At 63.8% G+C, this 25,694-nt stretch carries 23 protein-coding genes and 1 riboswitch; of the genes, 19 read left to right on the top strand and 4 right to left on the bottom strand.

Going from position 1 to position 25,694, the window contains the following annotated elements; genetic code table 11:
* Position 1: 1 nt before the first annotated feature.
* Genes ACFRJ9_RS01585 through ACFRJ9_RS01565 form a run of 5 tightly spaced genes read left to right on the top strand, consistent with a single transcriptional unit; the run spans position 2 to position 5,564 of the window.
* On the top strand, positions 2–2,122 hold the full coding sequence (locus tag ACFRJ9_RS01585; protein WP_377663694.1) for a dipeptide/oligopeptide/nickel ABC transporter permease/ATP-binding protein: 2,121 nt from the start codon (positions 2–4) through the stop codon (positions 2,120–2,122).
* Entirely contained in the window at positions 2,119–2,934 is an 816-nt protein-coding gene (locus tag ACFRJ9_RS01580; RefSeq protein WP_377663692.1) for an ATP-binding cassette domain-containing protein, read from the top strand. Before ACFRJ9_RS01585 ends, ACFRJ9_RS01580 begins: the two co-directional genes overlap by 4 nt.
* A gap of 37 nt (positions 2,935–2,971) precedes the next feature.
* Entirely contained in the window at positions 2,972–3,889 is a 918-nt protein-coding gene (locus ACFRJ9_RS01575) for a dihydrodipicolinate synthase family protein (RefSeq protein ID WP_377663690.1), read from the top strand.
* Positions 3,890–3,894: 5 nt separating this feature from the next.
* Complete coding sequence (locus ACFRJ9_RS01570; protein ID WP_377663688.1) at positions 3,895–4,866, top strand: ROK family protein; 972 nt, start codon at positions 3,895–3,897, stop codon at positions 4,864–4,866.
* 11 nt (positions 4,867–4,877) lie between these two features.
* A complete protein-coding gene (locus ACFRJ9_RS01565) occupies positions 4,878–5,564 on the top strand; it encodes an N-acetylmannosamine-6-phosphate 2-epimerase (RefSeq protein ID WP_377663686.1) in 687 nt (228 codons plus the stop codon).
* Positions 5,565–5,581: 17 nt separating this feature from the next.
* Here ACFRJ9_RS01565 and ACFRJ9_RS01560 read toward each other — a convergent pair whose 3' ends face one another.
* Positions 5,582–6,469 (bottom strand): sulfurtransferase, encoded by an 888-nt coding sequence (locus tag ACFRJ9_RS01560; protein ID WP_377663684.1) that lies wholly within the window; start codon positions 6,467–6,469, stop codon positions 5,582–5,584.
* Positions 6,470–6,625: 156 nt separating this feature from the next.
* Between ACFRJ9_RS01560 and ACFRJ9_RS01555 the strand changes: the two genes are divergently transcribed.
* From ACFRJ9_RS01555 to ACFRJ9_RS01520, 8 genes are all read left to right on the top strand, one after another.
* Positions 6,626–8,083 carry a dihydrolipoyl dehydrogenase family protein gene (locus ACFRJ9_RS01555; protein WP_377663681.1) on the top strand — a complete coding sequence of 486 codons (1,458 nt, stop codon included), beginning with the start codon at positions 6,626–6,628 and terminating at the stop codon, positions 8,081–8,083.
* Positions 8,084–8,153: 70 nt separating this feature from the next.
* Complete coding sequence (locus ACFRJ9_RS01550; RefSeq protein ID WP_377663678.1) at positions 8,154–9,011, top strand: ABC transporter ATP-binding protein; 858 nt, start codon at positions 8,154–8,156, stop codon at positions 9,009–9,011.
* Positions 9,008–11,044: a YhgE/Pip family protein gene (locus tag ACFRJ9_RS01545; protein WP_377663675.1), complete on the top strand. Its 2,037-nt coding sequence runs from the start codon at positions 9,008–9,010 to the stop codon at positions 11,042–11,044. The genes ACFRJ9_RS01550 and ACFRJ9_RS01545 overlap by 4 nt, the downstream gene beginning before the upstream one ends.
* Positions 11,041–11,688: a TetR/AcrR family transcriptional regulator gene (locus ACFRJ9_RS01540; RefSeq protein WP_377663672.1), complete on the top strand. Its 648-nt coding sequence runs from the start codon at positions 11,041–11,043 to the stop codon at positions 11,686–11,688. Before ACFRJ9_RS01545 ends, ACFRJ9_RS01540 begins: the two co-directional genes overlap by 4 nt.
* A gap of 132 nt (positions 11,689–11,820) precedes the next feature.
* Positions 11,821–12,444, top strand: coding sequence for a hypothetical protein (locus tag ACFRJ9_RS01535; RefSeq protein ID WP_377663670.1), 624 nt, complete (start codon positions 11,821–11,823; stop codon positions 12,442–12,444).
* Between the two features lie 261 nt (positions 12,445–12,705).
* Entirely contained in the window at positions 12,706–13,992 is a 1,287-nt protein-coding gene (locus ACFRJ9_RS01530; protein WP_377663667.1) for a tetratricopeptide repeat protein, read from the top strand.
* Between the two features lies 1 nt (position 13,993).
* Positions 13,994–15,400, top strand: coding sequence for a tetratricopeptide repeat protein (locus tag ACFRJ9_RS01525; protein WP_377663664.1), 1,407 nt, complete (start codon positions 13,994–13,996; stop codon positions 15,398–15,400).
* A 70-nt stretch (positions 15,401–15,470) separates the two neighbouring features.
* Positions 15,471–16,091 (top strand): helix-turn-helix transcriptional regulator, encoded by a 621-nt coding sequence (locus ACFRJ9_RS01520; RefSeq protein WP_377663661.1) that lies wholly within the window; start codon positions 15,471–15,473, stop codon positions 16,089–16,091.
* A gap of 114 nt (positions 16,092–16,205) precedes the next feature.
* On the opposite strand, the gene ACFRJ9_RS01515 is transcribed toward ACFRJ9_RS01520, so the two are convergent.
* Complete coding sequence (locus ACFRJ9_RS01515) at positions 16,206–17,117, bottom strand: EamA family transporter (protein WP_377663658.1); 912 nt, start codon at positions 17,115–17,117, stop codon at positions 16,206–16,208.
* A gap of 72 nt (positions 17,118–17,189) precedes the next feature.
* Between ACFRJ9_RS01515 and ACFRJ9_RS01510 the strand changes: the two genes are divergently transcribed.
* On the top strand, positions 17,190–18,110 hold the full coding sequence (locus tag ACFRJ9_RS01510; RefSeq protein ID WP_377663655.1) for a LysR family transcriptional regulator: 921 nt from the start codon (positions 17,190–17,192) through the stop codon (positions 18,108–18,110).
* 113 nt (positions 18,111–18,223) lie between these two features.
* On the top strand, positions 18,224–18,550 hold the full coding sequence (locus ACFRJ9_RS01505; protein ID WP_377663652.1) for a hypothetical protein: 327 nt from the start codon (positions 18,224–18,226) through the stop codon (positions 18,548–18,550).
* 47 nt (positions 18,551–18,597) lie between these two features.
* On the opposite strand, the gene ACFRJ9_RS01500 is transcribed toward ACFRJ9_RS01505, so the two are convergent.
* Together ACFRJ9_RS01500 and ACFRJ9_RS01495 are read right to left on the bottom strand one after the other, a co-directional pair.
* Positions 18,598–19,122 carry a SixA phosphatase family protein gene (locus ACFRJ9_RS01500; RefSeq protein WP_377663649.1) on the bottom strand — a complete coding sequence of 175 codons (525 nt, stop codon included), beginning with the start codon at positions 19,120–19,122 and terminating at the stop codon, positions 18,598–18,600.
* Positions 19,123–19,275: 153 nt separating this feature from the next.
* Positions 19,276–20,142, bottom strand: coding sequence for a winged helix-turn-helix domain-containing protein (locus ACFRJ9_RS01495; protein ID WP_377663646.1), 867 nt, complete (start codon positions 20,140–20,142; stop codon positions 19,276–19,278).
* 695 nt (positions 20,143–20,837) lie between these two features.
* On the opposite strand from ACFRJ9_RS01495, the gene ACFRJ9_RS01490 reads away from it, so the two are divergent.
* From ACFRJ9_RS01490 to ACFRJ9_RS01475, 4 genes are all read left to right on the top strand, one after another.
* Positions 20,838–21,578, top strand: coding sequence for a response regulator transcription factor (locus tag ACFRJ9_RS01490; protein WP_377663643.1), 741 nt, complete (start codon positions 20,838–20,840; stop codon positions 21,576–21,578).
* Positions 21,579–21,581: 3 nt separating this feature from the next.
* Positions 21,582–23,081 carry an ATP-binding protein gene (locus tag ACFRJ9_RS01485; protein ID WP_377663640.1) on the top strand — a complete coding sequence of 500 codons (1,500 nt, stop codon included), beginning with the start codon at positions 21,582–21,584 and terminating at the stop codon, positions 23,079–23,081.
* Between the two features lie 109 nt (positions 23,082–23,190).
* A riboswitch (cyclic di-AMP (ydaO/yuaA leader) is annotated at positions 23,191–23,377 on the top strand.
* 3 nt (positions 23,378–23,380) lie between these two features.
* The gene (locus tag ACFRJ9_RS01480; protein ID WP_377663637.1) at positions 23,381–24,247 is read left to right on the top strand and encodes a hypothetical protein; all 867 of its coding nucleotides are present in this window, start codon (positions 23,381–23,383) and stop codon (positions 24,245–24,247) included.
* 153 nt (positions 24,248–24,400) lie between these two features.
* Positions 24,401–25,690, top strand: a complete 1,290-nt coding sequence (locus ACFRJ9_RS01475) for a dolichyl-phosphate beta-glucosyltransferase (RefSeq protein ID WP_377663635.1) — start codon at positions 24,401–24,403, stop codon at positions 25,688–25,690.
* Positions 25,691–25,694 lie beyond the last annotated feature (4 nt).

The raw sequence follows: 25,694 nt of genomic DNA, 5'->3' as shown, positions 1-25,694 counted from the left end.
CATGCGCAGCAAGCTCGCAGAACGGCTAAGTGCACCGGGCATCCGCTTCAAGGCCCTGCCCTGGGGCTCCCGCATCGCCCTGCTCTTCCTCATCATGATCGTCCTGGCGGCAATCTTCGCGCCGGTCATCGCACCCCATGATCCCCTGGAGACCTTCATTCCGGCCACGCCGCCGGGCGCCGAGCACTTCTTCGGCACCGACCGCCTGGGCCGCGACATCTTCTCGCGCCTCCTCTACGGCGCGCAGTCATCGCTCATGATCGGCCTCGGGGCGGTGGGCCTTGCGATCCTCGCCGGCGCGCTCCTCGGATCCTTCGCCGCGACCTCCAGCAAGTCCGTGAACGAAATCATCATGCGGCTCATGGACATCCTCATGGCGTTCCCCGGCATCGCCCTGGCGGCCGTGTTGCTGGCCGCATTCGGCAACTCGGTTCCCACCATCATCATCGCGATCGCCATTATCTACACACCGCAGCTGGCCCGTGTGGTCCGCGCCAACGTGCTGGCACAGTACGGCGAAGACTACGTCCGCGCCGAGCGGGTGATCGGTGCCGGCCGTTTCTACATCCTGGTCAAGCACATCGTCCGCAACACCGCCGCTCCGGTGCTGGTGTTCGCCACGGTCATGGTGGCCGACGCCATCATCCTGGAAGCGTCACTGTCCTTCCTTGGCGCAGGCGTGCAGGATCCCGCGCCATCGTGGGGCAACGTCATTTCCTACGGACGCAACCTGGTCCTGTCCGGCGGTTGGTGGGCTACTACCTTCGCCGGCCTGACCATCCTGCTGACTGTGCTGTCCCTGAACATCCTGGCCGAGGGCCTCACCGACGCCATGGTGAACCCGAAGCTGCGCCGCGCGCCGGTAGTGAAGGACGACGACGGATCGACCGCGGTTGTCGCTGTTGATACCGAGGTGGCCACCTCCGTTGCCCAGCCTTCGGTGATCGAGGAACACGAGCTCGACGGCGTCCTTACAGCTTCCGGTGGTGGCGTCACTTCCGAGGGCCGCCAGGCTGCCCTGCTCACCGACGTGAAAACGTCCGTCACCAACCCGCACCTCCTCCTGGACCGCGAACTGGATCTCCTGGCAGCCATCGAAGCGAAACGCACCGACCGTCTCCCGCAGGTTTCGGCCGGCGCACGCAACGTGCTTGAAGTGAAGAACCTGTCCATCCGCTTCCCGGGCCGCTTCGGCGACATCGCGATCGTGGACAACGTCTCCTTCACCGTCCGTGAAGGCGAAACCATGGGCCTGGTGGGCGAATCCGGTTGCGGTAAATCCATTACGTCCCTGGCCGTCATGGGGCTGCTTCCCAAGACAGCCCAGGTCACCGGCTCCATCAAGTTCGATGGCAAGGAACTGCTGGACTCCAAGAACCAACACAGCAACCCCAAGGCGTACGAAGGCCTCCGCGGCCAGCAGATCGCCATGGTCTACCAGGACGCCTTGAGCTCCCTCAACCCGTCCATGAAGATCAAGGACCAGATGGAACAGCTCACCAAGCGTGGGGGTCGCAAGACTCCCGCCGAGCTGCTGGAAATGGTGAAGCTGGATCCCGTCCGGACACTCGCCAGCTACCCGCACGAACTTTCCGGCGGCCAACGTCAGCGTGTGCTGATCGCTATGGCCCTGTCCCGTTCGCCGAAGATCGTTGTTGCCGATGAGCCCACTACCGCTTTGGACGTCACAGTCCAGAAGCAGGTTGTGGACCTGCTCAACGAGCTGCGAGAACAACTCGGCTTCGCCATGGTGTTCGTCAGCCACGACCTCGCTTTGGTTGCTTCCTTGGCGCACCGAATCACGGTCATGTACGCCGGCCAGGTGGTGGAATCCGCACAGGCATCCGAACTCCTGCAGAACCCCAAGCACGAGTACACCCGTGGCCTGCTTGGCGCGGTGCTCTCCATTGAGGCCGACGCCGTCCGGCTACACCAGATTCCCGGCACCGTTCCCTCGCCGCGCGACTTCGCCACCGGGGACCGTTTCGCGGCACGTTCACTGCGTGCCGACGCCGATCCCCACCAGAAGCTGGTCCTCACCGCGGTTCCTTCGGTTGACTCCGTCAACCGCGACGATGCCGACCACTACTGGGCGAGCCACCTGAAGGAGGATGCGAAATGAGCCAGTCAATTCAACAAGACTCAAAGCCGGTCATCGAGCTCCAGGACGTCAAGGTCTACCACCATGCACGGACCGGTGGCCTGTTCCGTCCGAACATCGTCAAAGCCGTGGACGGCGTGGACTTCACCATCAGCCGCGGTGAAACCGTGGGCATCGTGGGTGAGTCCGGCTGCGGCAAGTCCACGCTTGCTTCAGTGCTCGTGGGACTCCAGCCGCCGACGTCGGGCAAGGTTTTGTTCCACGGAAAGCCCGCCATCAAGCGGAATGCGGCAATGCGCAAGCAGTTCGGGCGCTCCGTCTCCGTGGTCTTCCAGGATCCGGCAACGGCACTGAACCCGCGCATGACCATCCAGGACATCTTGACCGACCCGCTGCAGATCCACGGCATCGGCAACGCAGCGTCCCGCGCTGCCAAGGTCAAGGAACTGTTGGCGCTGGTTGGCTTGCCGCAATCGGCGGCTGAAGTGACGCCGTCGCAGGTTTCCGGCGGCCAGCGCCAGCGTGTGGCGATCGCCCGGGCACTGGCGCTGGACCCGGACATCATTGTGGCGGACGAGCCGACGTCGGCGCTGGACGTTTCCGTCCGGGCACAGGTGCTCAACCTGCTCTCCGACCTGAAGACCCAGCTGAACCTCGGCATGGTGTTCATCTCGCACGACATCCAGACCGTCCGGTACGTCTCGGACCGCATCTGCGTCATGTACTTCGGCAAGATCGTCGAGCAAGGCTCAGCCGCACAAGTCTTCGACAACCCGAGCAACGACTACACCAAGAAGCTGCTGGGCGCCGCACCAAGCCTGCTTCACATCTAGCTTTTCCTTTCGCAAGCTACCAACAATGGAGATTTCTGTGTCCACTCAATTCCAGGGCGTCATTCCCCCGGTCATCACTCCCCGCCACGCCGACGGCAGCATCGACACCGCGTCGCTGAAGAACGTCACCAAGCACCTGATCGACGGCGGGGTGTCCGGCCTTTTCGTCCTGGGCTCCTCCGGCGAAGTCCCCTACCTGACCAACGAAGAGCGTGAGCTGGTGGTCTCCACCATCGCTGACGCCAACGCTGGCGCGGTTCCGCTGATCGTGGGCGCCAACGAGCAGACCACCACCCGCGTGATCGAGGAAGCCCGCAAGGTGGTTGACCTCGGTGCCGACGCGATCGTGGTCACCTCCATGTACTACGCGATCGGCAACGCCGCGGAAACCGAAACCCACTTCCGCAGCATCCACGCCGCCATCGAGAAGCCGATCTTTGCCTACGATGTTCCGGTCCGCACGCACTTCAAGCTGCCTACCGATTTGTTGGTCCGCCTTGGGCGCGACGGCGTCATTGCCGGCGTCAAGGACTCCTCCGGTGACGACGTTTCCTTCCGCCAGCTGCTCCTGGCAGCCAAGGACATCCCCAACTTCGACATCTTCACCGGTCACGAAGTTGTGGTGGACGGTGCCCTCCTGGGCGGCGCGCAGGGCGTTGTTCCGGGCTTGGGCAACGTGGACCCGGCCGGCTACCGTCGCCTGTTCGACGCCGCCCAGGCCGGCGACTGGGCCGGTGCTGCGCGCGAGCAGGACCGTCTGGCCGACGTCTTCGAGATCGTCTACACCCCCAACGGCCGCGTCTCCGGTGGCGCAGCTGGCCTGGGTGCTTTCAAGACCGCGCTGCAGGTGATGGGCGTTATCGAGTCCAACACCATGAGCTCGCCGATGCTGTCTTTGAACGAATCCGAGACGGCTGCGATCCGCGAAATCCTGGAACGGAACGGGCTGGTCTAGCTTCCATGACCCACGTGATCGGCGTTGACCTCGGCGGCACCAAAACCGCCGCCGGGGTGGTTTCCTCCTCTGGCGAGGTGCTGCTGTCGGAGACCATTCCGACGCTCAACCGGGACGGTGGCGAAGCGATCCTCGACGCCACCGCAACGCTGATCGCGGGCTTGGTGGAGCGCGCTGCCGACGCCGGACTTTCAGTGTCCGGGGTCGGCATCGGCTCCGCCGGAGTCATCGACGCTGTGGCTGGGTCGGTGGTTTCCGCTACCGATGCCATTCGTGGCTGGGCCGGGACTGCGCTTGCTGCCGGTCTGTCTGCACGCCTTGGCCTTGTTGTCCGGGCCGTCAACGATGTCCACGCCCATGCCCTCGGTGAGGCTTGGCTTGGCGCGGCCGCGGGTTCTTCAAGCTCCCTCATGGTGGCGTTCGGGACGGGCGTCGGCGGCAGCTTTGTGCTGGATGGTGCTCCTGTTTTGGGGCACCGATTTGTTGGCGGACATGTGGGGCACTTCGCGTCCCCTCTCGCTGTGTTTTCCGGGCGTCCTTTGTCTTGCGTGTGTGGCGGGTCCGGCCATGTCGAGGCGATCGCTTCGGGGCCCGCAATTTACGAGTCCTTCCTGCGGTTTGGGGGTTCGCGGGCGGAGGCAACGGACACGCGTGGCGTGTTTGCACTTGCCGCTTCAGACGCTCACGACGCCGGTGCTGGCGCTGCCTCTGCGGGTGACCGCACCGCAGCTTTGCGCGCCATTGCCGTCGGTGCTTCCGCTGCTGGGCAAGCCGTGGGTGGGCTCATCAACATCCTTGACCCTGAAACCGTGGTGATTTCCGGTGGATTGGTCGACGCCGGTGATCTTTGGTGGACCCCCATGGAGGCCGCCCTGCGCCGGGAACTATTGGCACCACTGGCTGCCGTTCCCGTTGTGCGCGCAGCTCTCGGCAATAGCGCGGCCATTGTCGGCGCCGCGAAACTGGTCCTCAACTAAGGAGACTGCCCATGATCCTCACCCCCGAAGGCCTCGAGGCCCTCCGCTCCCAACTGATCGTCTCCTGCCAGGCGTACCCCGGCGAGCCCATGCGTGATCCCCGGACCACGGGCCAAGTGGCGGCGTCGGCCGTCATTGGTGGTGCTGCGGCGATCCGCGTCCAAGGGTTGGCCGACGTGCAGTTCACGCGCGCCGCCGTCGAAGTCCCTGTCATTGGCCTCTGGAAGGACGGGCACGATGGCGTCTTCATCACCCCGACTTTGCGGCACGCCCTTGCCGTGGCGAACGCCGGGGCGCATGTTGTTGCCATTGATGGCACGCGGCGAACCCGTCCGGACGGCCTGTCGCTTGATGACACGGTCGCTGGCATCCACGCGGAATCCCACGCGCTGGTCATGGCGGATTGCGGTTCGTTCGACGACGCCGTGGCAGCCGTCGAAGCCGGCGCAGACCTGATCGGCACCACCCTTTCCGGCTATACCGGCGAGCGCTCCAAGACCGACGGCCCGGATCTGGAACTGCTGGAACAGATCGCTTCTGCAGGCTTGGGTAAACCGCTCATAGCCGAGGGCCGCATCCACACCCCGGCCCACGCCCGCCAAGCCCTCGACGCCGGAGCCTTTGCCGTGGTTGTTGGCACCGCGATCACCCATCCGGCCAGCATCACGGGCTGGTTCAAGGGCGCGATGCACGCGTAGCTACATTTCTTGCTGGATCATTCCGTAGACCCACCCTGCGTGTTCCCTGCCTGGCGCGGGTTACCAAGGTGCAGCACTGAATGATCCAGCACAATCTCCACTGGCCTGTCGTTCGCGCGGGAGTACTGGGACCATCCGCCAACGAACAGCTTGCCCTCCCCCATTCCCAACTGCTCCATCATCAGCAGGTTGTGGCACGCAGTCACTCCGGATCCGCAGTAGGCAATAGTCCCTTCGGCGGACAGGACGCCGGCACGTTCGAAGTTCGCCCGAATCTGCAGCTCGGGCAGCAGCTGTCCCGACGAGTCGAGGTTCTCACGGCAAGGAACGTTCACGGCACCGGGTATGTGGCCTGGACGGGGATCGACGGGGTCTTGGCGGCCTTCGAAACGGTCCCGATTCCTCGCATCCACTGTGATGCAGGCGCCAGAGGAAGCTTCCGAAATGTCTGCCAGCAGATCTGCCGGCCAGGCTTTGGCAGTGAAGCGCCCCGGTCGTCGCAGAGGCGTCTCGGTAGTGAGATCTCCGGGATAGTTCCCGATACCCCCGTTCAGGATCGCCGCATGGTGTCCCGTGGATCGCAGCTTCCAGACCAGTCGGGCGGCGATGACTCCCCCGGCGTCGTCATAGGCCACTACGGTGTCCGAATCACTAATTCCGGCTTCACGCATCCCCTGGGCAAACACTTCGGGATCGGGTAGCGGGTTCCTACCAGCTTCGGGCGAAGCGGGCCCGGACAGCCAACGATCCAGATCCATGAACACAGCATCCGGGATGTGGCCGGCGTCGTAGGCGTCCTTGCCCGAAGCGCCGTTCAAGTACCAGCGCGTATCCACCAGGACAATCTTCCCGAGGTTGCGAGCACACCAATTCCAGTCAACAAAGGGCTTCAGCTCATCTCCCATGCATCGAGCCTAAACGGGACTTCCATATTTTGAGATACGCATCCCAAAATATGGACATTTCCATCGCGTTGCGGGGCCTGCTCTGCGCCCCAAAACCAACGCCAAGCACGCACAACGGGCCTCACAACGCAGAGGGCACGGTTGTAGGCTTCTCACATGACTGCCGAGAGCTCCCGGGAATTCGACGTAATCGTGATCGGCGCTGGCGCCGTGGGGGAAAACGTAGCGGACCGCGTGGTCCGCGGCGGCCTGACGGCGGTGATCATCGAGAGCGAATTGGTAGGCGGCGAATGCTCCTACTGGGCTTGCATTCCGTCAAAAGCACTCCTTCGCCCCGGGTCAGTGCTCCACGCCGCCCAAGGGGTGCCGGGCGCTTCGGAAGCTGTCACCGGAGTGATCGACGCCCAAGCGGCACTGAACCACAGGGACTGGTTCACCAACAATTGGGAGGACGGCAGCCAGGTCGAATGGTTGGACAGTGCCGGCATTGAACTGATCCGCGGACGTGGCCGCATCACCGGACCGCGGGAGGTCCAAGTAGATGGCCTCGACGGCAACAGTTACGCACTCAAGGCGCACCATGCCGTGGTTGTCGCCACCGGTTCCACGCCGTCCATCCCGGATATCGACGGCCTGAAGGACGTGCCATTCTGGACCACCCGCGGCGCCACCGCAGCCAAGGAAGTTCCCAAGCGGCTGGTGGTGCTGGGCGGTGGAGTTGCCGGCCTGGAGCTGGCCCAGGCGTTCGCCCGGCTCGGTTCCGACGTTGCCGTGGTCGCCCGGGGACGCCTGTTGAGCAGCTATCCGGAGGAAGCTGCCAATCTGGTGTTGGCCGGGCTCCGCGCGGATGGAATCGACGTTCACGTCCACACCGACGTAGAGGCCGTGGAGAAGCTCGACGACGGCTCAGTCACAGTCAGGCTCAACGGCAAGACACTCGTAGCCGACCAGCTCCTGGTCGCGTCCGGACGGCACCCCTCACTGGCCAACCTGGGCTTGGAGAATGTTGGCGTCGAAGCGCAGAACGGCAAACCCCTCCGCCTCACGACCGATGCCAGCGGACTGGTGGAGGGCCCGGCCAGCGACGGCACCAGCGGACTCTGGCTCTACGCCGCCGGGGATGCTGCAGGCAGGGTGCTCCTGACGCACCAGGGTAAATACGAGGCCAGGGCCACCGGTGACGCAATCGTCGCAAGGGCAAGCGGCAACCTCACCGGCAACCCGAAACCGTGGAGCCCGTGGGCCCACACAGCCAACGATCATGCCGTCCCCAGCGTGGTCTTCACTGATCCCGAGGTGGCATCGGTAGGCCCGAGCCTGGAGCAAGCCCTGCTGCAGGGCAAGAACGTGACTGGCGTCGAGCTGCCCATCAACGTCTCCGGTTCCCAGTTGTACTCCCCCGACTACAAGGGCTGGGCGCAGATAGTGGTGGATGAGGACCGCAAGGTCATCCTTGGAGCCACCTTTGTGGGCCCGGGTGTCGCCGAGTTGCTTCATTCCGCCACGATCGCAATTGTGGGCGAGGTACCCCTGGACAGACTGTGGCATGCGGTTCCCTCCTATCCCACCATCAGCGAAGTGTGGTTGAGGCTCCTGGAGAAGTACGGCCTCTGATTCCTATTTGAACTGACCAGTCAGTTCAGTTAGACTTTCAGCAGACACCAGTTCTGCGAAAGGCTTCATTGTGCTGTCCGTACAGCAACTCCAGATCAACGGCCGCCGGGATGACCTCCTTCCGGCAACCTCACTCCAAGCCCGTCGTGGCGAACTCCTGCTCGTCGCCGGCGAAGGCCAGGACCAGAGGACCGCGCTGGCCTTGGCGCTCAGTGGCCGCATGAAGCCCAGCAACGGGATCCTGAGCTGGGAAAACACCACCAAGACCAAGAAAATCCGACTCGCCAGCGCACTGGTGGACTCACCCGGCGTCAACGAGCCCGAACAGCACCTGAGCGTCCGCGACCTCGTCACCGAAGACCTCTCCCTGATCCCCCGCCGCTACCGTGGCGCGCTGCTGAGCAAGCCCTGGCTGAAGGTCAACAGCTTCGAGGACATCGCCGGGCTTTGGATCGAGCAGCTCCCGGCCGGCCGTCGCCTCGAACTCCTCACCGCGCTCGCCTTGGCAGACCCGGCCACCGATCTCCTGGTGGTTGACACTCCCGATCGCCACAGCGCCGATCCCGCCGCGTGGCTTCCCCGGCTTCAGGCATTGGCGTCCGACGCCGGGCGGCCGCTTGCCGTCGTCGCGGTCGTCGCTGCCCTCCCGGACAATTGGACCGGAGCCGCGGCGGTGATCGGCAATTCGATCGCTCACCCACCCGAACCGGAAGCGGAAGCAGCGCCGTCCGCGCCCAAACCGGCCACCGCCGTCGAGCCCAAGGCCGCCGTCGAGCCCCCGGCCGCCGCCGAACCGCAGCCGTCCGTCGAGCCCAAAGCCAAACACGCGGCCGCACCCGCCCAAGGAACCCCCGAAGAACCTGAAGCACCCGCAGCGCCCATAGCTGCAGAACCTGAATCCCAAGACCTCCAAAGGACTGCAAAGTGACTGTTCTGCGGCTTGCCCGCTCCGAACTCAAGCGCATGACCGGCGGGCTCCTGCCCAAGCTGACCATCCTCGCCCTGACCATGGTGCCGTTGCTGTACGGCGCCGTGTACCTCTACGCGAACTGGGATCCGTACGGCAACCTGAACCAGATCGACGCCGCCCTGGTGGTCGAGGACACGGGTGCCACGTCCTCAGATGGAACCACGCTGCAGGCTGGTGAAAAAGTTGCCGACAGCCTGGTGGAGGGCCACGTCTTCAACTGGAAGCAGGTCTCCAGCGCCGAGGACGCAGATGCCGGCGTCCGCACGGGCGAGTACGCGTTCGCCCTGCGCATCCCCAAGGACTTCTCAGCGAACCTGGTCTCGCCCGGCAGCTTCGACGCCGCCAACCAGGCCATGCTCCACGTCACCACCAACGACGCCAACAACTACCTCCTGAGCACCATCGTGGACAAGCTCACCACCGCTGTGCACTCCACCGTGGCCAAGGAAGTGGGCGAGGAAACAGCCAACCAGCTCCTCACCGGCTTCGGCACCATCCACTCCTCCATAGTGAAGGCAGCGGACGGAGCTTCGGAGCTCGCCACGGGAGTCGGGAAGCTCAGCGACGGCGCCGCGACCCTCCACACAGGCACCAGTCAGCTGGTCACCGGCGCAGACCAGCTCGTGGCGGGCCAAACCAAGCTTCGTGACGGAGCCGTGCAACTGAACACTGGTGCAAGCCAACTGAGTTCGGGACTCACCGAGCTCAAGAACAAGACAGCAACCCTCCCCGCCGACTCTAAAAAACTCGCCGACGGCGCCGCCCAGGTGGCCGCCGGAAACGCCGAATTGAACGCGAAAGTCCAGGACGTCGTCGGGCAGCTTGAGGCGGCAGACAAGGGCCTGCGGACCCGCGTCGTCGAATCCAACGCCCGGATGGTCACGGCGGGTGTTCTGACACAGGAGCAGGCAGACAAGGTCCTGGCAGACTTCGACGCCGCCGCTGCATCGAGCCCCGTTACGGACGCCAAAGCCAAGATTTCCGGTGATGCCGCCAAGATCCAGCAACTCTCGGACGGTTCAGCCGCCGTGAGCGCCGGGGCCGCCAAGCTTGCCGCCGCCACACCGACACTCACCGACGCCATCTCGCAGGCCGCTGCGGGGGCCGGACAATTGAACACGGGAGCATCCACCCTGGCCGCAGGCCAGCAGACCGCCTTGGATGGCGCCGCCAAGCTCGACGACGGCGCCCGCCAACTCGACGACGGCGCAAGCCAGCTCGCCAGCGGTGCCGTGACGGCATCCGACGGTTCGCACACCCTGGCCACCGAGCTCGCCAAGGGCGCGGGAGACATCCCGAACCCGAACGATGAACAGAAGAGCAACGTGTCCAAGGTGATCGCTGATCCCGTCGCCGTGGACAACGTCTCGCAGGCCAAGGCAGGCTCCTACGGTGCTGGCTTAGCGCCCTTCTTCCTGACGCTCGCCCTGTGGATCGGCGTGTTCATGCTGGTTCAGGCCATGCGTCCCATCACCCAGCGAGCCCTGGCGTCCAACGCCCCGGCGTGGAAAATCGCCGTCGGAGGCTGGTTGCCGTTCTTCGTGGTCTCCGTCCTGCAGGCCACCATCCTCACCTTGGTGGTGAACCTCGGCCTGGGCCTGAACCCCGCGCACCCCATCGGGATGTGGCTGTTCATGCTGGCCGCGGTGATGGCGTTCAGCGCGATCATCCAAGGCATCGTGGCGCTGATGGGTACGCCCGGCAAGTTCGTGGTGTTGATCCTGCTGGTCCTGCAGCTCGTGTCCTCTGGCGGTACCTTCCCGTGGCAGACCACCCCAATGCCGCTGCACGTAGTACATGAGGTCCTGCCCATGGGATACGTGGTCACCGGTATGCGGCACCTGATCTATGGCGGCGAACTCAGCATGATCTGGCCTACCGTACTGGGCCTGCTTGGATACACTTTGCTGGGTGCGGCGTTGTCCACGCTCGCTGTCCGCAAGCACAAGATGTGGACCCTCAAGACCCTGAAGCCGGAGATCGCCGTATGAGCACCACCGATCCTGTCCGTTCAGAAGCAGGCACATCCGGCCAGGCAGGGAAAAAGCTCCGCCCGGAGCGGACCAATGCCACCAAGCAGCGACTTTTCGAAGCGTCCATGGATTTGATCGGCGAACGCGGGGCGGCCGGTGTCACGGTGGACGAGATCGCCGCGGCGGCCGGGGTTTCCAAAGGGACTGTCTACTACAACTTCGGCAGCAAGTCGGACCTGATCGCCCATTTGCTGCGCCATGGCGTGGACATCATGTTGAGCCGGCTCCAGGCGATCGAGGGCCAGACCAGCGATCCCCTGGAAGCGATGCACACCATGATCGCTCAGGCCATGGAGTTCATGGACGACTACCCGTCCTTCGCCCGCCTGTGGGTCAGCGAGAACTGGCGCACACCCGGCGAGTGGAGCGCGGTTTTCGCCGAACTCCGCGCTGAACTGCTGGCGGTCATCGGGTCCGCCGTGGAGCGCGTCGCCGCCGGATACAAGGTTGACCAAAGCATTGCCCGCGGCAGCTTGGAAGCGGCGATCTTCGGGGCAATCTTCGTGGTGGGCCTCGACCGGCAGACCTACAATCCGGAGCGAACCCGCGAGCAAAGCGTGGCCGCCGTGATGACCATCATGCACGGCTACGTCATCAGGTAGCGTTGAGAGGCCCGCTCTGCGCGCCATCACGCGCTGGTAGGGCGCAGAGCGGGCCCCGCAACGGTATCCAACTGCAATCTACGACGGCGTGGCGCGGCCACTTGGTCGGCGATGATTAACCTCATGCGTCACATGGGGAACAGCGGAAAGCTTGCGGTGGTAGCCGCCTTTGTGTCGCTCGGGCTGTTGGTGCTGGCCGCCGTGGTCCTTGAGGAGCTGGTCCTGTACCTGTTCCTCGGGAGCGTGCTGGTCTGCTATCTGGCTTCCTTGGTACAGGTCTTCAACCGCCGGCGCTACCTTGTGGTTTTGCTCGGCGCCGTGGGAACCAGCCTTTTCATCGGTTGCAGCATCGCGTTCCTGCGGATGTGGGGTATCGCCTTCACCCAGGACGCCAATGCCCTGGGCAGCGCCGTGAGCACCAAGGACTCAGACATCTACTTCTACTTGGCGGCCGTGGCAGGAATCGGAACGCTGGCGGTGATGTTCCTCGGGGCTGTGGTGCCATCCTTCGGTTCGCGGGCGGCGTCTCCAGCCAAACGGCCCGCATCGGCGGCGAAGCGACCCCCGGCGCCACGCAAACCGGCTTCCCGTCCGGCTGCCCCCGCAAAGCGCCCGGCTGCCCAGACGCAACGTCCGTCGAGCGCGGCCAAGGCGCCTGCTGCGAAGCGACCCGCAACACCCCGCACGCCAACAGCGGCAGCCAAGCGGCCGGCGTCGAGCGCTTCAGGGCAACGCAAGCCGGCACCCAAGCGCTGATCCCGCAACTGTGCTTACTGCCCAGCCGTGCTGGAACGGACACATATGGTCGGAGGAATATCCGCCTGCGTCGGCCCAAGCCGGGCCAGGACCAGACGATCGTGGTGAACGACCCGATCAACGACTAAGGTACTGCTGTGGTCGCGACTGCGGCCGAGTGAATTCTCGACGGCGGCGGGCCGCCCTCGGGTTCGCGGAAACGCTGGTTCCTGGCGAACTTGACGGGTGGCCCGCCGTCGTCGCCGCAAAATTGAGGACCTAATGAACGCAGCTGCCATCGATGGGTTGCTCGCGGCGCTTGAGAAGCTGCCGGACAATGTTCCCTTGCGGCTCAACGTGGCCCGGTTGTTGATTCAGGCAGGGCGCCACACCGAAGCAATCGAGCAGCTTAACGTGGTTCTCGCGATCGATGCGGACAATGCGGACAATGCGGACACCATACAGCTCCTCATGGATGCTTCCGCGGGCCTGTCCACGCAGGGCCAAACGGTTGAAGGCAGCCCTGCACCCTCAGCCGGTCCCAATGCCCAGGCAGCAAGCGACTTTGACTGGCATCGAGCTGAGCAGGAGTTGGGACCTTCCCTTCCCGCGCCGTTTGTCGAGGACCACCCCGAGAGCGACCCGCAGGCGATCTCCGGCAGCACCGAAGGCACAGGTGGGGCACTGTTCGACATCGACCGGCCGGTCGTCACTTTGGCGGATGTCGGTGGTTTGGATGACGTCAAGACCCGCTTGAACGAATCCTTCCTTGAACCGATGCGAAACCCCGAGGTGGCCAAGGCGTTCGGTAAGTCACTTCGCGGTGGGTTGCTGCTGTATGGGCCGCCGGGCTGTGGCAAGACCTTCATGGCCCGCGCCGTGGCGGGCGAGCTCGGGGCCTCGTTCATGACCGCCACCATGACCGACATTCTTGATAAGTACATCGGCGAAACCGAGAAAAACCTCCACGAAATCTTCCAAGCTGCCCGCCGTGCGGCGCCTGCTGTCCTCTTCTTGGATGAGATCGACTCCGTAGCCACCAAACGATCCGCCTTGTCCGGGGGCGCCGCATGGATGCGGCAAACCGTGAACCAGCTACTGCTCGAGCTGGATTCAATGGACGCCCAGAACGATGGTCTTTTCGTCCTCGCGGCCACCAACCATCCGTGGGACATCGACACCGCGCTATTGCGCCCCGGCCGCCTGGACCGCATGCTCCTGGTTTTGCCGCCGGACAGGCCAGCCCGCGAAGCAATCCTCAAGCACCACTTCTCATCCCGGCCGATCGCCGGCATCGATGTGAAGAAGATCGCTGCCCGCACGGAGGACTTTTCCGGCGCTGACCTTGAGCACGTCGTCACGTCCGCAGCCGAGAAAGCGATGATGGAGTCCCTTCGGAAGGGTTCGGTCCAGGCAATCTCCATGTCGCACGTCAATCAGGCCCTCAAAGACATCCGGCCCTCAACACGCGCATGGCTCCAATCAGCCAGAAACGTGGTGGAATTCAGCAACTCCAACGGATCTTACGACGAGTTGGGCCAATACTTGCGCGCCCGAAAGATGCTCTGACATGCTCGGCGTGGAGATGGTCATCGACCGATCCGAGGCTTTCCTGGTGACCGGCAGGCATGAACGGGCGTTGGCCTTGCTAAGCCATGCACTTGCCTCCGACCCTGACAACGCCGATTTGCACGGCCAGATGTCGCGGGTATTAGCCTCATCCGAAGACTGGCAGCGGGCCTTGGATTCTGCGCAACGCGCTGTGGACCTGGAGCCTGGGGAACCATGGTGGTGGCTGCGGCTGAGCGCCGCCCTCGCCGGCAGCAATGATATGCAGAACGCTGAGTCTGCCATCCGTTGGGGCTTGACCGTAGCCGGAGGCGCATGGACTCCCGGGCTCTATATGCTGGGCTGCATCCTGTTCGACCAAGCAGAACCGACACAACTCGATGAGGCTGAACAAGTGTTCCGCAAAGCCGTGGAGTTGTCTCCCGAAAACGCCGACTTCCGCTACATGCTGGCTAACACCTTCGCGGCACGGCAAAAGGGTTTCGATGCAGAGCAGCAAATCGACGCGGGCTTGGCTATCGACCCGTTCCACACAGATCTGCTCCTTATGCGGGGCACCAACCCGTCCAAATCCGCTGACGGGCGCGTCAAATCGTTGCTGGGCGTTCTCCACCTCAACCCCGATGAAGCGCGAGCCCGGGCGTCACTCGAAAACGAATACTTCCGGCTACGGGTACGACGCCATATGGTGTGGTGGCTGTTGGCTGTCGCAGATGCCGCTCTGTTGCTATGGATTCCGCAAGCGGTCTATGTGCTCTGCGTGCCTGCCCTATGGATCAGTCTCTTATTTGTCGCGTATACCAACTTCGACGCCAGAAAAGCTCTACCCAAAGGCTTCGTGCGCCGCATGGACCGAAAATACGCTGCCGCGACGTGGACGGGGTGGTTCTCGATAGCGGCGTCCGTGAGCATACCCTTCGTAGTGTTCGCGCTCTACGGCGATCACGGGTCGGTTGCCGGGAACGTCGCAGCTTCCACTCAGTTGGTGACTTCCTCCGTAGCCTATTCCTTCTATCGATGGCTAGTGATCCGCGCCCGGCACAAGTCCATATCCCCCGAGCGCAATCCGAACGACTTGAGGAACCTGTTGGCGGAGGCACAGGGAGCCGGTGCAGCAATCTACGTGCTATTCATTGCCTTCGGGCTCGCGCGACTTGGCTTTCACGGCGCGCAGCCGGCTGCCGCCGGGGTGGTACTTCTCACGGCAAGCCTCGGCTCCGCTTGGTGGTGGATAACTTGGAACTCAGTGATGCCCCCACACAAACTGGCCCGCGCAGCCAACGGCGGCACCCGCAAGGCTTGGCAGACGACAGCCTTTAGCTTGCTGGTCCTCGGAATGGCCGTAGCAGGGATTGTCATCATCGCGACCCACGACTTCGCGCTGGTCCCCGACTATCAGCGCCGCTAGAAACGTAGGGCCGGGATGGGCGCACTTGTCACCATTCGGTGACATGCTGGGTAGACGGCGAGGAGGACCCATGACATCTGAGGCCAACATCGACACACATGCCGCAGTCGGTGCGACCGTCCGTGCGCGGCGCCGTGAACGCGGGCTTTCACAACAATCACTCGCAGAGGCGAGCGGTGTTTCGCGGAAATTCCTCGTTGACCTCGAGGCTGGCCACGAACGAGCCGAACTCGGCAAGACCATGGCCGTCTTCCACGCGCCCGGGCTGTCGCTGACCGCTTCTGATCCCATGCCTCGCGGCAGCGACTACGATCCAGCACGGCGGGACTACGCCGCAACGTTCACACAGCTGATCAGTTCACAGGACTTCGAGTTGGCCATCAAGATGCTCGCGGACTACGCAACAGCCTCCCTGAACGCCGGGAAACCGCTGCTCCAACGCAGCCCCCGGCTCAATGATCCGCACTGGTCTGCGGCCCTGGCCGGGATCACCAAATACACCGCGCACCGGCTCGGGCAACCCGCACCGTCCTGGACCGAACGGGTCAAGCCCCTCAACGAGGCATGGATGCCGGCCGAGTCCTACCGGACCGTCAGGGAACCCATGAAGAAACTCACCATGTCACAAACACCCGCCGAACTCGCCGCGCTCAACGTCTTCATCCGCGAACGCAGCCTGGCCACCACGTGAGCGGCGGAGAACTCACCGCCGTTCAAATCCGCGCACTCCTCTACGAACTCGGCAGACGTCTGCAGGCCCTGGGCGTCCATAGCGACATCAAACTCGTCGGCGGCGCCGCGGCATCTAGAGCCGCAGGGCAGGCCTCACAACGGGGATGTCGGGGCGCTTCCGCGATGCGCCCAGCACAGCGGTGGCCACGCCGAGGAGCAGGATCAACCCGCCGGTGATTTCGGTCGCGGTAGGAATCTCGTTGAGGACCAGCCAGGCCGCCGTCATCCCCACTACCGGAACCAAGAGGGTAAAAGGCACGACGTCGGAACTCGGGTAGAGCGTCAGCAACCGGTTCCAGATGCCGTACCCCACCAGCGATGCGAACACGGCGGTGTAGACCGCACTCAGGATCGTTGCGGGCTGGAGGTCCGTGAGCGTCGCCCATACTGCGCCGGGGCCGTCCACCAGCAAGGACAATGCGGCCAGCGGAAGCGGCACCACCGCGCCGGACCAGACCACCAGGCCCAATCCCGAGGCTGCCTTCGAATGCCGCGCCACCACGTTGCCCACCGCCCAGGACAATGCCGCGGCCAGGACGATCATGAGCGGCAGCACAGGAGCCACGGCGCTTCGTCCCAAGGCCACCACTCCCAGCCCGGCGATACCGAGCACCACTCCGATCAGCTGCCTCCGGCTGGGCCTCTCACCGAGAAACCGCGCCGCCAACAGCACGGTAAACAACACCTGCGCCTGCAACACCAGCGACGCCAGCCCGGCCGGCATTCCCAGGGCCATGCCCAAGTACAGGAGCCCGAACTGCCCGGCACTCATGAAGAGTCCGACGCCGATAATCGCCTTCCAGCCCACGTCCGGTTTGCGGACGAACAGGACAAAGGGGAACACGACCAACAAGAAGCGCATGGCGACAAACAACAGCGGAGGCACGTCCCGTCCGTTGGCGTGCAGTCCCAGGTCAATAGCGACGAAGTTGATGCCCCAGAGGACGGCTACCAGGATGGCGAGGACAGAGTGGCGAAGGTTCACAAGTACACTCTGACCCTCCGAAGCTTGAAGCACCAGCGTTGAATTCAGTATGGAACAGCGTAGATTTGCTTCATGATCGATATTTCAGCCCTGCGCGCACTCGTGGCGGTGGAGCAGCACGGTTCCGTTGTGGCAGCCTCGGACGTCATGGGTTACAGCCCATCTGCGGTCTCTCAACAGATCAAGAAACTCGAAAAACAAACCGGCGTGACGGTCTTGGAACGCAACGGCCGCGGAGTGCTCCTCACCGAGAGGGGCCTGGCCTTGGCGGGGTACGGCCGGCGGATCATGGGCGAGCTCGAGGAATTGCAGGCAACCCTGCTCGCCGATCCCGCCAAGCCGTCCGGGCTCCTGAGGCTCGTTGCATTCTCCACGGCCTGCCGGGGTTTGGTGGGACCCGTGCTCGGGCGCATGGCAGCCTCCCACTCGACGCTTGAGATCACGGTACTGGCGGAGGATCCACGTGAAGCCGTCCAACGGGTTGCCTCGGGAGAAGCGGAACTGGCCGTGGTACACAACTGGAACTCCGTACCGTTGGTGATTCCGGAAAACCTGGTCCACGAGGACCTCTGCATTGACCAGGCCGATGTGCTCGTCAACAGCACGCACGCGCTTGCCGGACGTACCGTCGTCGAACGTGAAGACTTACTGGACGAAACGTGGATCAGCACGCCGGCAGGCGCCATCTGCAATGAAGCGCTGCTGCAGATCTTCGCCGGACTGGGGCGGGTCCCGGACATCCGCGTGTACGATCCCGACTTTTCCACCCACATCGCCATGGTGGAGCAGGGTGTGGCGGTCGCGCTGGTGCCGCGGCTTGGCCGTCCCCCTTTGCCGCCGGGCGTCGTGGCAGTTCCCGTGGTGAACCCCGCGCAACAACGGTCAGTCGGCGTGGTGTATCGGAAAACAATGACCGCCAGTCCCAATATCCGGTTGGCCGTTCGCCTGCTGCGGGAGGTTGCCGCCGAGGAATTGCCCCTCCCGGCGGCTTGACGAATGTCACACTCCGGAACATTCGACGGTCGGCAGTCTGTTAGCTTAGGCTAACCTTAGCTAGCAGGCGCCGCTCAGGGCGCACTCGTCGAATATTTGAAGGGGCCGGCACTGTGGAAGCGATCCTATTTCCCACGGACATGAACCACCACCACACCTATGGCCTGGCCAGCTACATCATGATCGACGACGGACTCTATCCGAGCGCACACAACCGTCGGGATCCATATGCGCTTCCGGCGTTCGATATCCGCGGTCAATGGGTCTATCCGAGCCGGTACAACGAACACATGGCACCGCAACTGCCCGTGTACATGTTCGACGGCGAATACCTGATTGCCACCGGGCACGGCGAAGAAGCTGCCGGCTTGCCCGTTTTCGAACTCCGCTGCATGTGCATGCCGCAACTGTCCTATGGGGACCCAAGTAACTCGCATTAGTGGTTGTTCTGAGCCCTCAAAACAACCACTAGTGCCAGCCAGTTGGGTTAGTGGCGGGGCACTTTGAAATGCGTCAGCCGGGCATCCTGCCCATCCAGTTCCGCCCAGGTCTTCTCGGTCTCCATTACCGTCAACGCACTCGTTGGGTAACGGGTTGCCGCATCCATGTAGGCGTCATGGTCGGAATCGCGGGATGCAAGATGCATGGCAAGGTCCTGCACGCCGGGCATGTGTGAGATGACCATCAGTGTGGTCACGGTGTCCGGAACATGGTTGATGACGGTCAACATGCGGTTGGCGGAAGCTGAGTACAAACCGTCCTCGAGTTTCGGGGTGGGGGCCTTGTCCCCCAGCTCGTCGCAGACCCAGGTGCATGTCTGCCGGGTCCGGAGCGCGGAAGAGCACAGGATGAAATCCGGAACAATCCCGTGCTTGAGCAGCCATTTGCCGGCCAGCGGCGCCTCACGGTGGCCGCGTTCCTCCAGGGGACGCTCGTGATCGGGCACACCGGTAGGCCAGTCGGCTTTGGCATGGCGCATGATCACCAGACGCTTGATGTGATGGTCACTCATGAATCAACCCTATCCGCCCCCCTGGCCGTGGAGGCCAATGCTCACTGGGCACGACAAAAGCCGAATGGCGGCACATCCCGATAGCGCCGTTGTTGCGTGAGGAACGAGCGCAGGCGCAGAGGGATTGTGCCGCCATTCGGCTGCAGCAGTAGCTTAGATCGAGTATTCCGGAGCGGCCCAGACAATAACTTCGGGGTGCTCATAGAACCGGTAGCCCTGGCCGCGGACCGTACGGACGGTGTTGGCGAGGCGTCCGAGCTTGGAGCGGAGGCGACGGATGTGCACGTCAATGGTGCGCTCGTTGGGGACTTCTTCAGCGTTTCGCCACAGGCCCTCGAGCAGTTCGTCGCGGCCCACCGTGCGGGTGCCGTTTTCCACGAGGTAGTTGAGGAGCTCGAACTCCTTGAACGTGAGGTTCAGCGATTCGCCGTCCAGGTGAACTTCGCGGCGGGCGAGGTCGATGAGGACGCCGGAGGGGCGGGCTTCCTGCTGAGGCGCCGGGCGTGCGGCTTCGGCGCGCTGGCGTGAAGCGACCGTCGGGTCACCAAAGGTGGAACGCACGACGTCGAGTGCGGACCCTTGCGCGCCGGCGGGAGCAACTGCCACTGCGGCGTAGCTCTCGGCGCCAGTCACGAGGGACTGGGCGTACGCCCGGATTTCCTGGGCGAGCTTGGCGATGGAGGTGCCTGCCGCTGCAGCGGTTTCTTCGTCAATGCCCATGTAGAGCACAAAGCCGCGGGCCACATTGTCGTTGGCAACAGGGCGGAGCCTGTCCGACTGGGCAATCACGGGCGTCGGCGCCGTCATGGGCGCAGGCTCATTGGTGGGGACGGCCCGCAGCTGGCCATAGGAATTGGGGTTGTAGCCCTGCGGCACATAACCGGGTGCCTGCTGGGCTGCACCTTGTGCGGCGGGAGCGTAGCCGGGACGGTTGCCGAAGCCGGGGCGGAGCCCTGCATTCGATGCAGCCTTGTTGGCGTTTCGGACGGAGATGTGGACGTATCCAGATGCAACTGACATGGAGTGCTTACCTCAAAAGTGAATAGCCGTCATCGCGGCTTCGAATGCTTGGTGTCCCCGCAATGAGTTTGGGGAGGGGCGCCCAACGCTGGGCTAGGGGGCGAATGCCTGAAACTTCTTGGGGTGGAAAGTTAGGCTTGCATTCGACAACAGCGGACGTCATCGCCAGCGGGTGCGCTGGACCAGATTGCTGCGGCTGCAGGTGCTGTTGAGTTCTTGTTCACATTGGAAGTGTGCAACGTAACAATGGCAACACGCAAGTAACAAAGCGCCGAACCGTCCACATTTTGAGACATATCGGACTATTGTGCTGCAGATCACAATTCCGCCGGGTCGGAAAATGAACGTCATTTCATTCGGTCACGGCAAGAAATATCCGCGATTTTGTGAATTTTCTTCGGCCCATGCGGCATGATGGCCACCTTGATTCCCACAGGGAACCCTGTGACTGAATCTCACGATCTGAAACACTTGTTGTCCAGTTGCAACCCGGCGCCGTCTCGATTTTGAGGTGCTGAATCTGTTACAAGCGGTGGACAAGCCATCAGGAAGTGGTCCGCGAACCCGACGTCGCGCCCAGCCCGTGGCCCAGCGAACCGGGTGTCACCGCACTCCCACCTCGCTAGTGTTGACTTCACAGGGTCCTCACAGGACGGGCAAAGCGCCGGCAAACCAGCAGAATGGAGAGTTGTCACATGGCATCCCCTCACTCCATGACCAACAACCTTCCCCAGCTCTCCCACCCGGACGGCTCCCCCATCCGCGCACTGGTGGTCGATGACGAGCCCAGCCTCGCCGAACTCATGAGCATGGGCCTGCGCATGGCAGGCTGGTCTGTCGCCGTAGCCGCTGATGGTCCCGAGGCCGTGAAGGCCGCCAAGGACTTCCGTCCGGACGTCCTGGTTCTGGATGTGATGCTCCCGGGATTCGATGGCGTTGAGGTACTCAACCGCATCCGTGCCTTCGCCCCCGAAGTTCCTGCCCTGTTCCTCACTGCCAAGGACGCCGTGCAGGACAGGATCGTGGGCCTCGCTGCCGGCGGCGATGACTATGTCACCAAACCCTTCAGCATGGAGGAAGTCCTGCTCCGCCTCCATCGACTCGTCCAACGGTCCGGTGTTGCGGCCATGGACACGGCCGAGCTTGTGGTCGGCGACCTTACATTGAACGTAGACACCCGCGAAGTCACACGGGCCGGCGAGGATATCCCGCTGACGGCCACCCAGTTCGAACTCCTCCGGTACCTTATGGAAAATCCCAAAAGGGTGGTCAGCAAGGCCCAGATCCTGGACCGCGTGTGGGACTACGATTTCGGTGGCCAAGCCAACATCGTGGAACTCTACATTTCTTACCTGCGCAAGAAAATCGAAGCAAACCACCCGCCGATGATCCACACCATTCGTGGCGCCGGCTATGTCATCAAGCCTGCGGACTAAGCGTTGACCACACTTTCAGGAGTTGCCAGGACGTCCCGGCGGAGCTGGCTCAATCCGTCCACGTGGCATTTGCGCACCCGGCTGGTCCTGGTGTCCATGGCGCTTCTTGTGGCAATCTGCAGTGCCGTAGGAGTGGTCAGTTACGCGTCGATGGACACGTACTTCAACAGGCAACTCGACAAGCAGCTGGAGCAGGCGTCCAGCCGTGCGACATCCTTCGGGAGGCCGCCGTCGAACTTTCCTTCCTCACCGTCCGGCCAACCGGACCCGCTGGAAGCGCGCGGCCAGGCGGCGGGAACGCTCAGCGCCCGGATCGATGGCTCCACGGTGCGGAGCTCTGGCCTGATCGACGCCCAGGGCAATCGCGTGGCCCTCTCGGCTGACGACGAAGAGGTCCTGCTGGCGCTCCCCACGGACAACCGTCCGGTGGATCGCAGGCTGTCCAACGGCGACTACCGGCTGGTGGCAGTCGAACCCGCGTACGGCGATGTGATCGTGACTGGTTTGCCACTGGCGGACAAGCAAAACGCTGAAGCCTCGCTGGTGTGGACCATGGTGTTTGTTTCCTTGGGCGGATTGGTGCTGATCGGCCTTGCGGGCACGGTCATCATCCGCCGGACCATGCGGCCGCTGGAACAGCTTTCGGAGGTAGCCACCAAGGTTTCGCGGCTCCCCCTCGACGCCGGTGAAGTGGCACTCGCGGTGCGCGTACCGCCGTCGGCCGCCCATCCCGGGACGGAAGTGGGCAGCGTGGGCCACGCCTTGAACCAAATGCTGAACAACGTCTCCAGCGCCTTGGAAGCCCGGCAGGAAAGTGAAACGAAAGTCCGGCAATTCGTAGCTGACGCGTCGCACGAACTCCGGACACCCCTGACCGCCATCCGCGGGTACACCGAGCTCCTGAGGATGACCGAAAACTTCACTGACGACGGCCGGAAATCCTTGGCGCGCGTGCAGAGCCAGTCAGAACGCATGACCACGCTGGTGGAGGACCTCCTGCTGCTGGCGCGGTTGGACGAAGGCCAGCCCGTAAAGGTCACGGACGTGGACCTGACCCAACTGGTCATCGAGACCGTCAGCGACGAAAAGGTCATGGCCCCGGACCACATCTGGCAGCTCCAATTGCCGGATGAACCCATCACCGTCCGGGGGGACACGACGCAACTGCACCAGGTGTTGGCGAACCTGCTTTCCAATGCCCGTAAACACACCGACGCCGGAACCACCGTGGTTACGGGCGTCATGCTCTCCGCCGATGGCAGCGCAGTGGTCACTGTGACGGATAACGGCCCCGGTATCCCGGCTGATTTCCAGGGCCGGATCTTCTCCCGTTTTGCCCGTGCCGACGCCGCCAGATCGGGGTCCGAAGGCACGTCCGGACTGGGCCTTTCGATCGTGGAATCGATCGTCGAGGCCCACGGCGGCAGTGTCGAAGTGACCTCCCGGCCGGGGCGTACAGAGTTCGCCCTCCGACTCCCCACGGTTGCAACCGAACGCGTGTAACGAATCCAGCAAGGCGACTCACCGTCGTCGTGATCTCTGTTACCTAAATGTGACTTCTGTTGAATCCTCCTGTACCGTCGAAAGGGTGGGTCTCCCCTAACAGGCCCACACCCGGGATGCGCCGAGCTCTGCCACTTCCCGGAGTTCCGTTCTCATTCGAGGCAGAGACGGGGGACCCATGGTCTCCGGGCCCAGGCATTTTTGCCGGCCCTAGGGGTGAAGCCGCAGCTACATGCGCGGCCGGATGACCTCATCCGAACCCGACAGCTAACTCCGCAGGCGCTGAGAGGTAATCACACATGTCTGAACCTAACGATCAGACGCGCCCTTCCGCGCGTCATCGCGACGAAAACAACGCACCGCTGACCAAGTCGCAGTCCGTCCTCAAGAACGCAGCACGCCAGGGTAAGTCCGGCTACCGCATGTCCGTTGTGGCCGGCGTCGTAGCAGCCGCACTGGGCGTGGCATCGCTTGGACAGGCCGCCAACGCCGCGTTCAACCTTCCCGAGATGAGCCAGGCCGCCGAGCGCCAGGCCACCAACGCCCAGATCGACGATCAGGCGAAGGAGAAGGCTGCCGCTGACGCCGCAGCCCAGGCTGATGCAGCCAAGAAGGCAGCAGAGAAGGCCGCCGCGGACAAGGCGGCTGCAGACAAGGTTGCCGCGGACAAGGCCGCCGCCGACAAGGCTGCCGCCGACCAGGCTGCTGCCGCGCAGGCCGCTGCAGACCAAGCCGCTGCTGCGCAGGCTGCCGCCGAAAAGGCCGCTGCCGACGCCGCCGCCAAGCAGGCCGCCGACGCCGCTGCTGCCGCCGCCGCCGCGGAAGCTGCAGCTGCTGCTGCCGCGCCCAAGGCAGTGGACGATCCCGCCGCCGCTAAGGCGTACGCCGCAAGCATCCTCGCCAGCTACGGCTGGGGTCCGGGCGAAATGACCGCCCTGAACACCCTGTGGGAGAAGGAATCCAACTGGCGCACCACGGCCACGAACGCTTCCAGCGGCGCCTACGGCATCGTCCAGTCCCTGCCGGCTTCCAAGATGGCCTCGGCCGGTGCTGACTGGCAGACCAACTACCAGACCCAGATCAAGTGGGGCCTGAACTACATCAAGGAACGCTACGGATCCCCGTCGGCCGCCCTGGGCTTCCACTTGGCCAACAACTGGTACTAAGCCAAGAGTTCTCCTGATCACCGCGCCGGTTCCCGCCGTTCGCCCCAGTACCCACTGGAGCGGATCGCGGGAACGGGCGCGGTTTTCGCTTTTCACAGTACGGTCACAGCTTCCGCCTAAAGGCCTCATATTCGGCGGCTCCATGCTGAAGACATGACGCTCACAGATCCCGCCGCCAGCGCATCGCCGAACCCGGTCCGTGCCGCGCGCCTCGCTGTGCCGGCCCTGCCAACCAGGCCGCAGACCCTGCGCCACCAGAGCGTCCTGCCCCACGAGCAGCCACCCGTGCGCCACCAGCCTCGGCGCGAGCCAGTGGATACCCGGGCAGGCGCGCCCGTCCTGGACATCGCCATCCCCGTGTTCAACGAGGAGAACGTCCTCGAAGAAAGCCTGCGCAGGCTGCACGGACATCTCACCGACTCCTTTCCACACACTTTCCGGATCACCGTGGCGGACAACGCCAGCACGGACAACACCCTGAAGATCGCAGAGAGACTGGCCCGCGAACTCCCCGAGCTCAGCGTCATCCGCTTCAGCGAAAGCGGGCGCGGCAACGCTCTCCGGCACGTCTGGCTTGCGTCATCCTCGCCGGTGCTCGCCTACATGGAAGCGGACCTTTCAACCGACCTCTCCGCGCTGGCTCCGCTGCTGGCCCCGTTGATCTCCGGCCACTCGGACCTCGCCATCGGCACACGACTGGCGCGCACTTCGCGGGTAACCCGCCGGCCCTGGCGCGAGTTCGTCTCCCGCAGCTACAACTCCCTACTGCACGCCTCGATGGGCACCCACGTCTCAGACGCACAATGCGGCTTCAAAGCCATCCGCGCGGACGTGGCGCACCAGGTCCTGCCCTACACCAAGGACAACGCCTGGTTCTTCGACACCGAGCTTCTGATAGTTGCCGAACGGTGCGGACTGCGCATCCATGAAGTCCCGGTCGACTGGACCGACGATCCCAACGCAAGTGTCGACGTCGTACGAACCGCCGTGGCTGATGTGCGCGGCATGGTGCGCCTGACGCGCGAGCTGGCCAGCGGACGGATTCCTCTCGAACAACTGCGCGCAGCTTTGTCCCGCGGGCCCGTCCCACCACCCGCCCCGCAAAACAGCACCCTTGGGCGATTGCCCCGGCAGGCTGCCCGCGCCGTGGCGTGGACAGCCGCCTACGTGCTGTTGTTCCTCCTGGGCCGCAGCTTCCTGGACCCCCAACCCGCGAACATCGCCGCACTCGTGGCGACCGCACTCGCCACTCGCCAACGCTTCGAAGGTCTGGCCGGTCTGGGGATTCGCCTGGCACTCACCTCCGGCGCGCTTGCCCTCCTGCCATTGATCACGACGCCGGACCGCTGGCTTGAGGGGGCAGCGGTAGTGGGCGCTTCCCTCGCCGCTTCCGTGATCAGGTTCTTGCTGTTTCGGCGGACACTTGCACCTGACGTTACGTGAGGAT

The organism is Paenarthrobacter sp. NPDC056912, from assembly GCF_042786555.1.
In the GTDB taxonomy this organism is placed as follows: Bacteria; Actinomycetota; Actinomycetes; order Actinomycetales; family Micrococcaceae; genus Arthrobacter.
Note: the sequence above shows the minus strand (reverse complement) of the source record. Positions and strands in the feature narration are given on the sequence as shown.

What these genes read in the sequence shown, in the direction of transcription:
- ACFRJ9_RS01585 (WP_377663694.1), top strand. Translation starts at nt 2, where the DNA reads ATGCGCAGCAAGCTCGCAGAACGGCTAAGTGCACCGGGCATCCGCTTC.
- ACFRJ9_RS01580 (WP_377663692.1), top strand. Translation starts at nt 2,119, where the DNA reads ATGAGCCAGTCAATTCAACAAGACTCAAAGCCGGTCATCGAGCTCCAG.
- ACFRJ9_RS01570 (WP_377663688.1), top strand. Translation starts at nt 3,895, where the DNA reads ATGACCCACGTGATCGGCGTTGACCTCGGCGGCACCAAAACCGCCGCC.
- ACFRJ9_RS01565 (WP_377663686.1), top strand. Translation starts at nt 4,878, where the DNA reads ATGATCCTCACCCCCGAAGGCCTCGAGGCCCTCCGCTCCCAACTGATC.
- ACFRJ9_RS01560 (WP_377663684.1), bottom strand. Translation starts at nt 6,469, where the DNA reads ATGGGAGATGAGCTGAAGCCCTTTGTTGACTGGAATTGGTGTGCTCGC.
- ACFRJ9_RS01555 (WP_377663681.1), top strand. Translation starts at nt 6,626, where the DNA reads ATGACTGCCGAGAGCTCCCGGGAATTCGACGTAATCGTGATCGGCGCT.
- ACFRJ9_RS01540 (WP_377663672.1), top strand. Translation starts at nt 11,041, where the DNA reads ATGAGCACCACCGATCCTGTCCGTTCAGAAGCAGGCACATCCGGCCAG.
- ACFRJ9_RS01535 (WP_377663670.1), top strand. Translation starts at nt 11,821, where the DNA reads ATGGGGAACAGCGGAAAGCTTGCGGTGGTAGCCGCCTTTGTGTCGCTC.
- ACFRJ9_RS01530 (WP_377663667.1), top strand. Translation starts at nt 12,706, where the DNA reads ATGAACGCAGCTGCCATCGATGGGTTGCTCGCGGCGCTTGAGAAGCTG.
- ACFRJ9_RS01525 (WP_377663664.1), top strand. Translation starts at nt 13,994, where the DNA reads ATGCTCGGCGTGGAGATGGTCATCGACCGATCCGAGGCTTTCCTGGTG.
- ACFRJ9_RS01520 (WP_377663661.1), top strand. Translation starts at nt 15,471, where the DNA reads ATGACATCTGAGGCCAACATCGACACACATGCCGCAGTCGGTGCGACC.
- ACFRJ9_RS01510 (WP_377663655.1), top strand. Translation starts at nt 17,190, where the DNA reads ATGATCGATATTTCAGCCCTGCGCGCACTCGTGGCGGTGGAGCAGCAC.
- ACFRJ9_RS01500 (WP_377663649.1), bottom strand. Translation starts at nt 19,122, where the DNA reads ATGAGTGACCATCACATCAAGCGTCTGGTGATCATGCGCCATGCCAAA.
- ACFRJ9_RS01495 (WP_377663646.1), bottom strand. Translation starts at nt 20,142, where the DNA reads ATGTCAGTTGCATCTGGATACGTCCACATCTCCGTCCGAAACGCCAAC.
- ACFRJ9_RS01490 (WP_377663643.1), top strand. Translation starts at nt 20,838, where the DNA reads ATGGCATCCCCTCACTCCATGACCAACAACCTTCCCCAGCTCTCCCAC.
- ACFRJ9_RS01480 (WP_377663637.1), top strand. Translation starts at nt 23,381, where the DNA reads ATGTCTGAACCTAACGATCAGACGCGCCCTTCCGCGCGTCATCGCGAC.
- ACFRJ9_RS01475 (WP_377663635.1), top strand. Translation starts at nt 24,401, where the DNA reads ATGACGCTCACAGATCCCGCCGCCAGCGCATCGCCGAACCCGGTCCGT.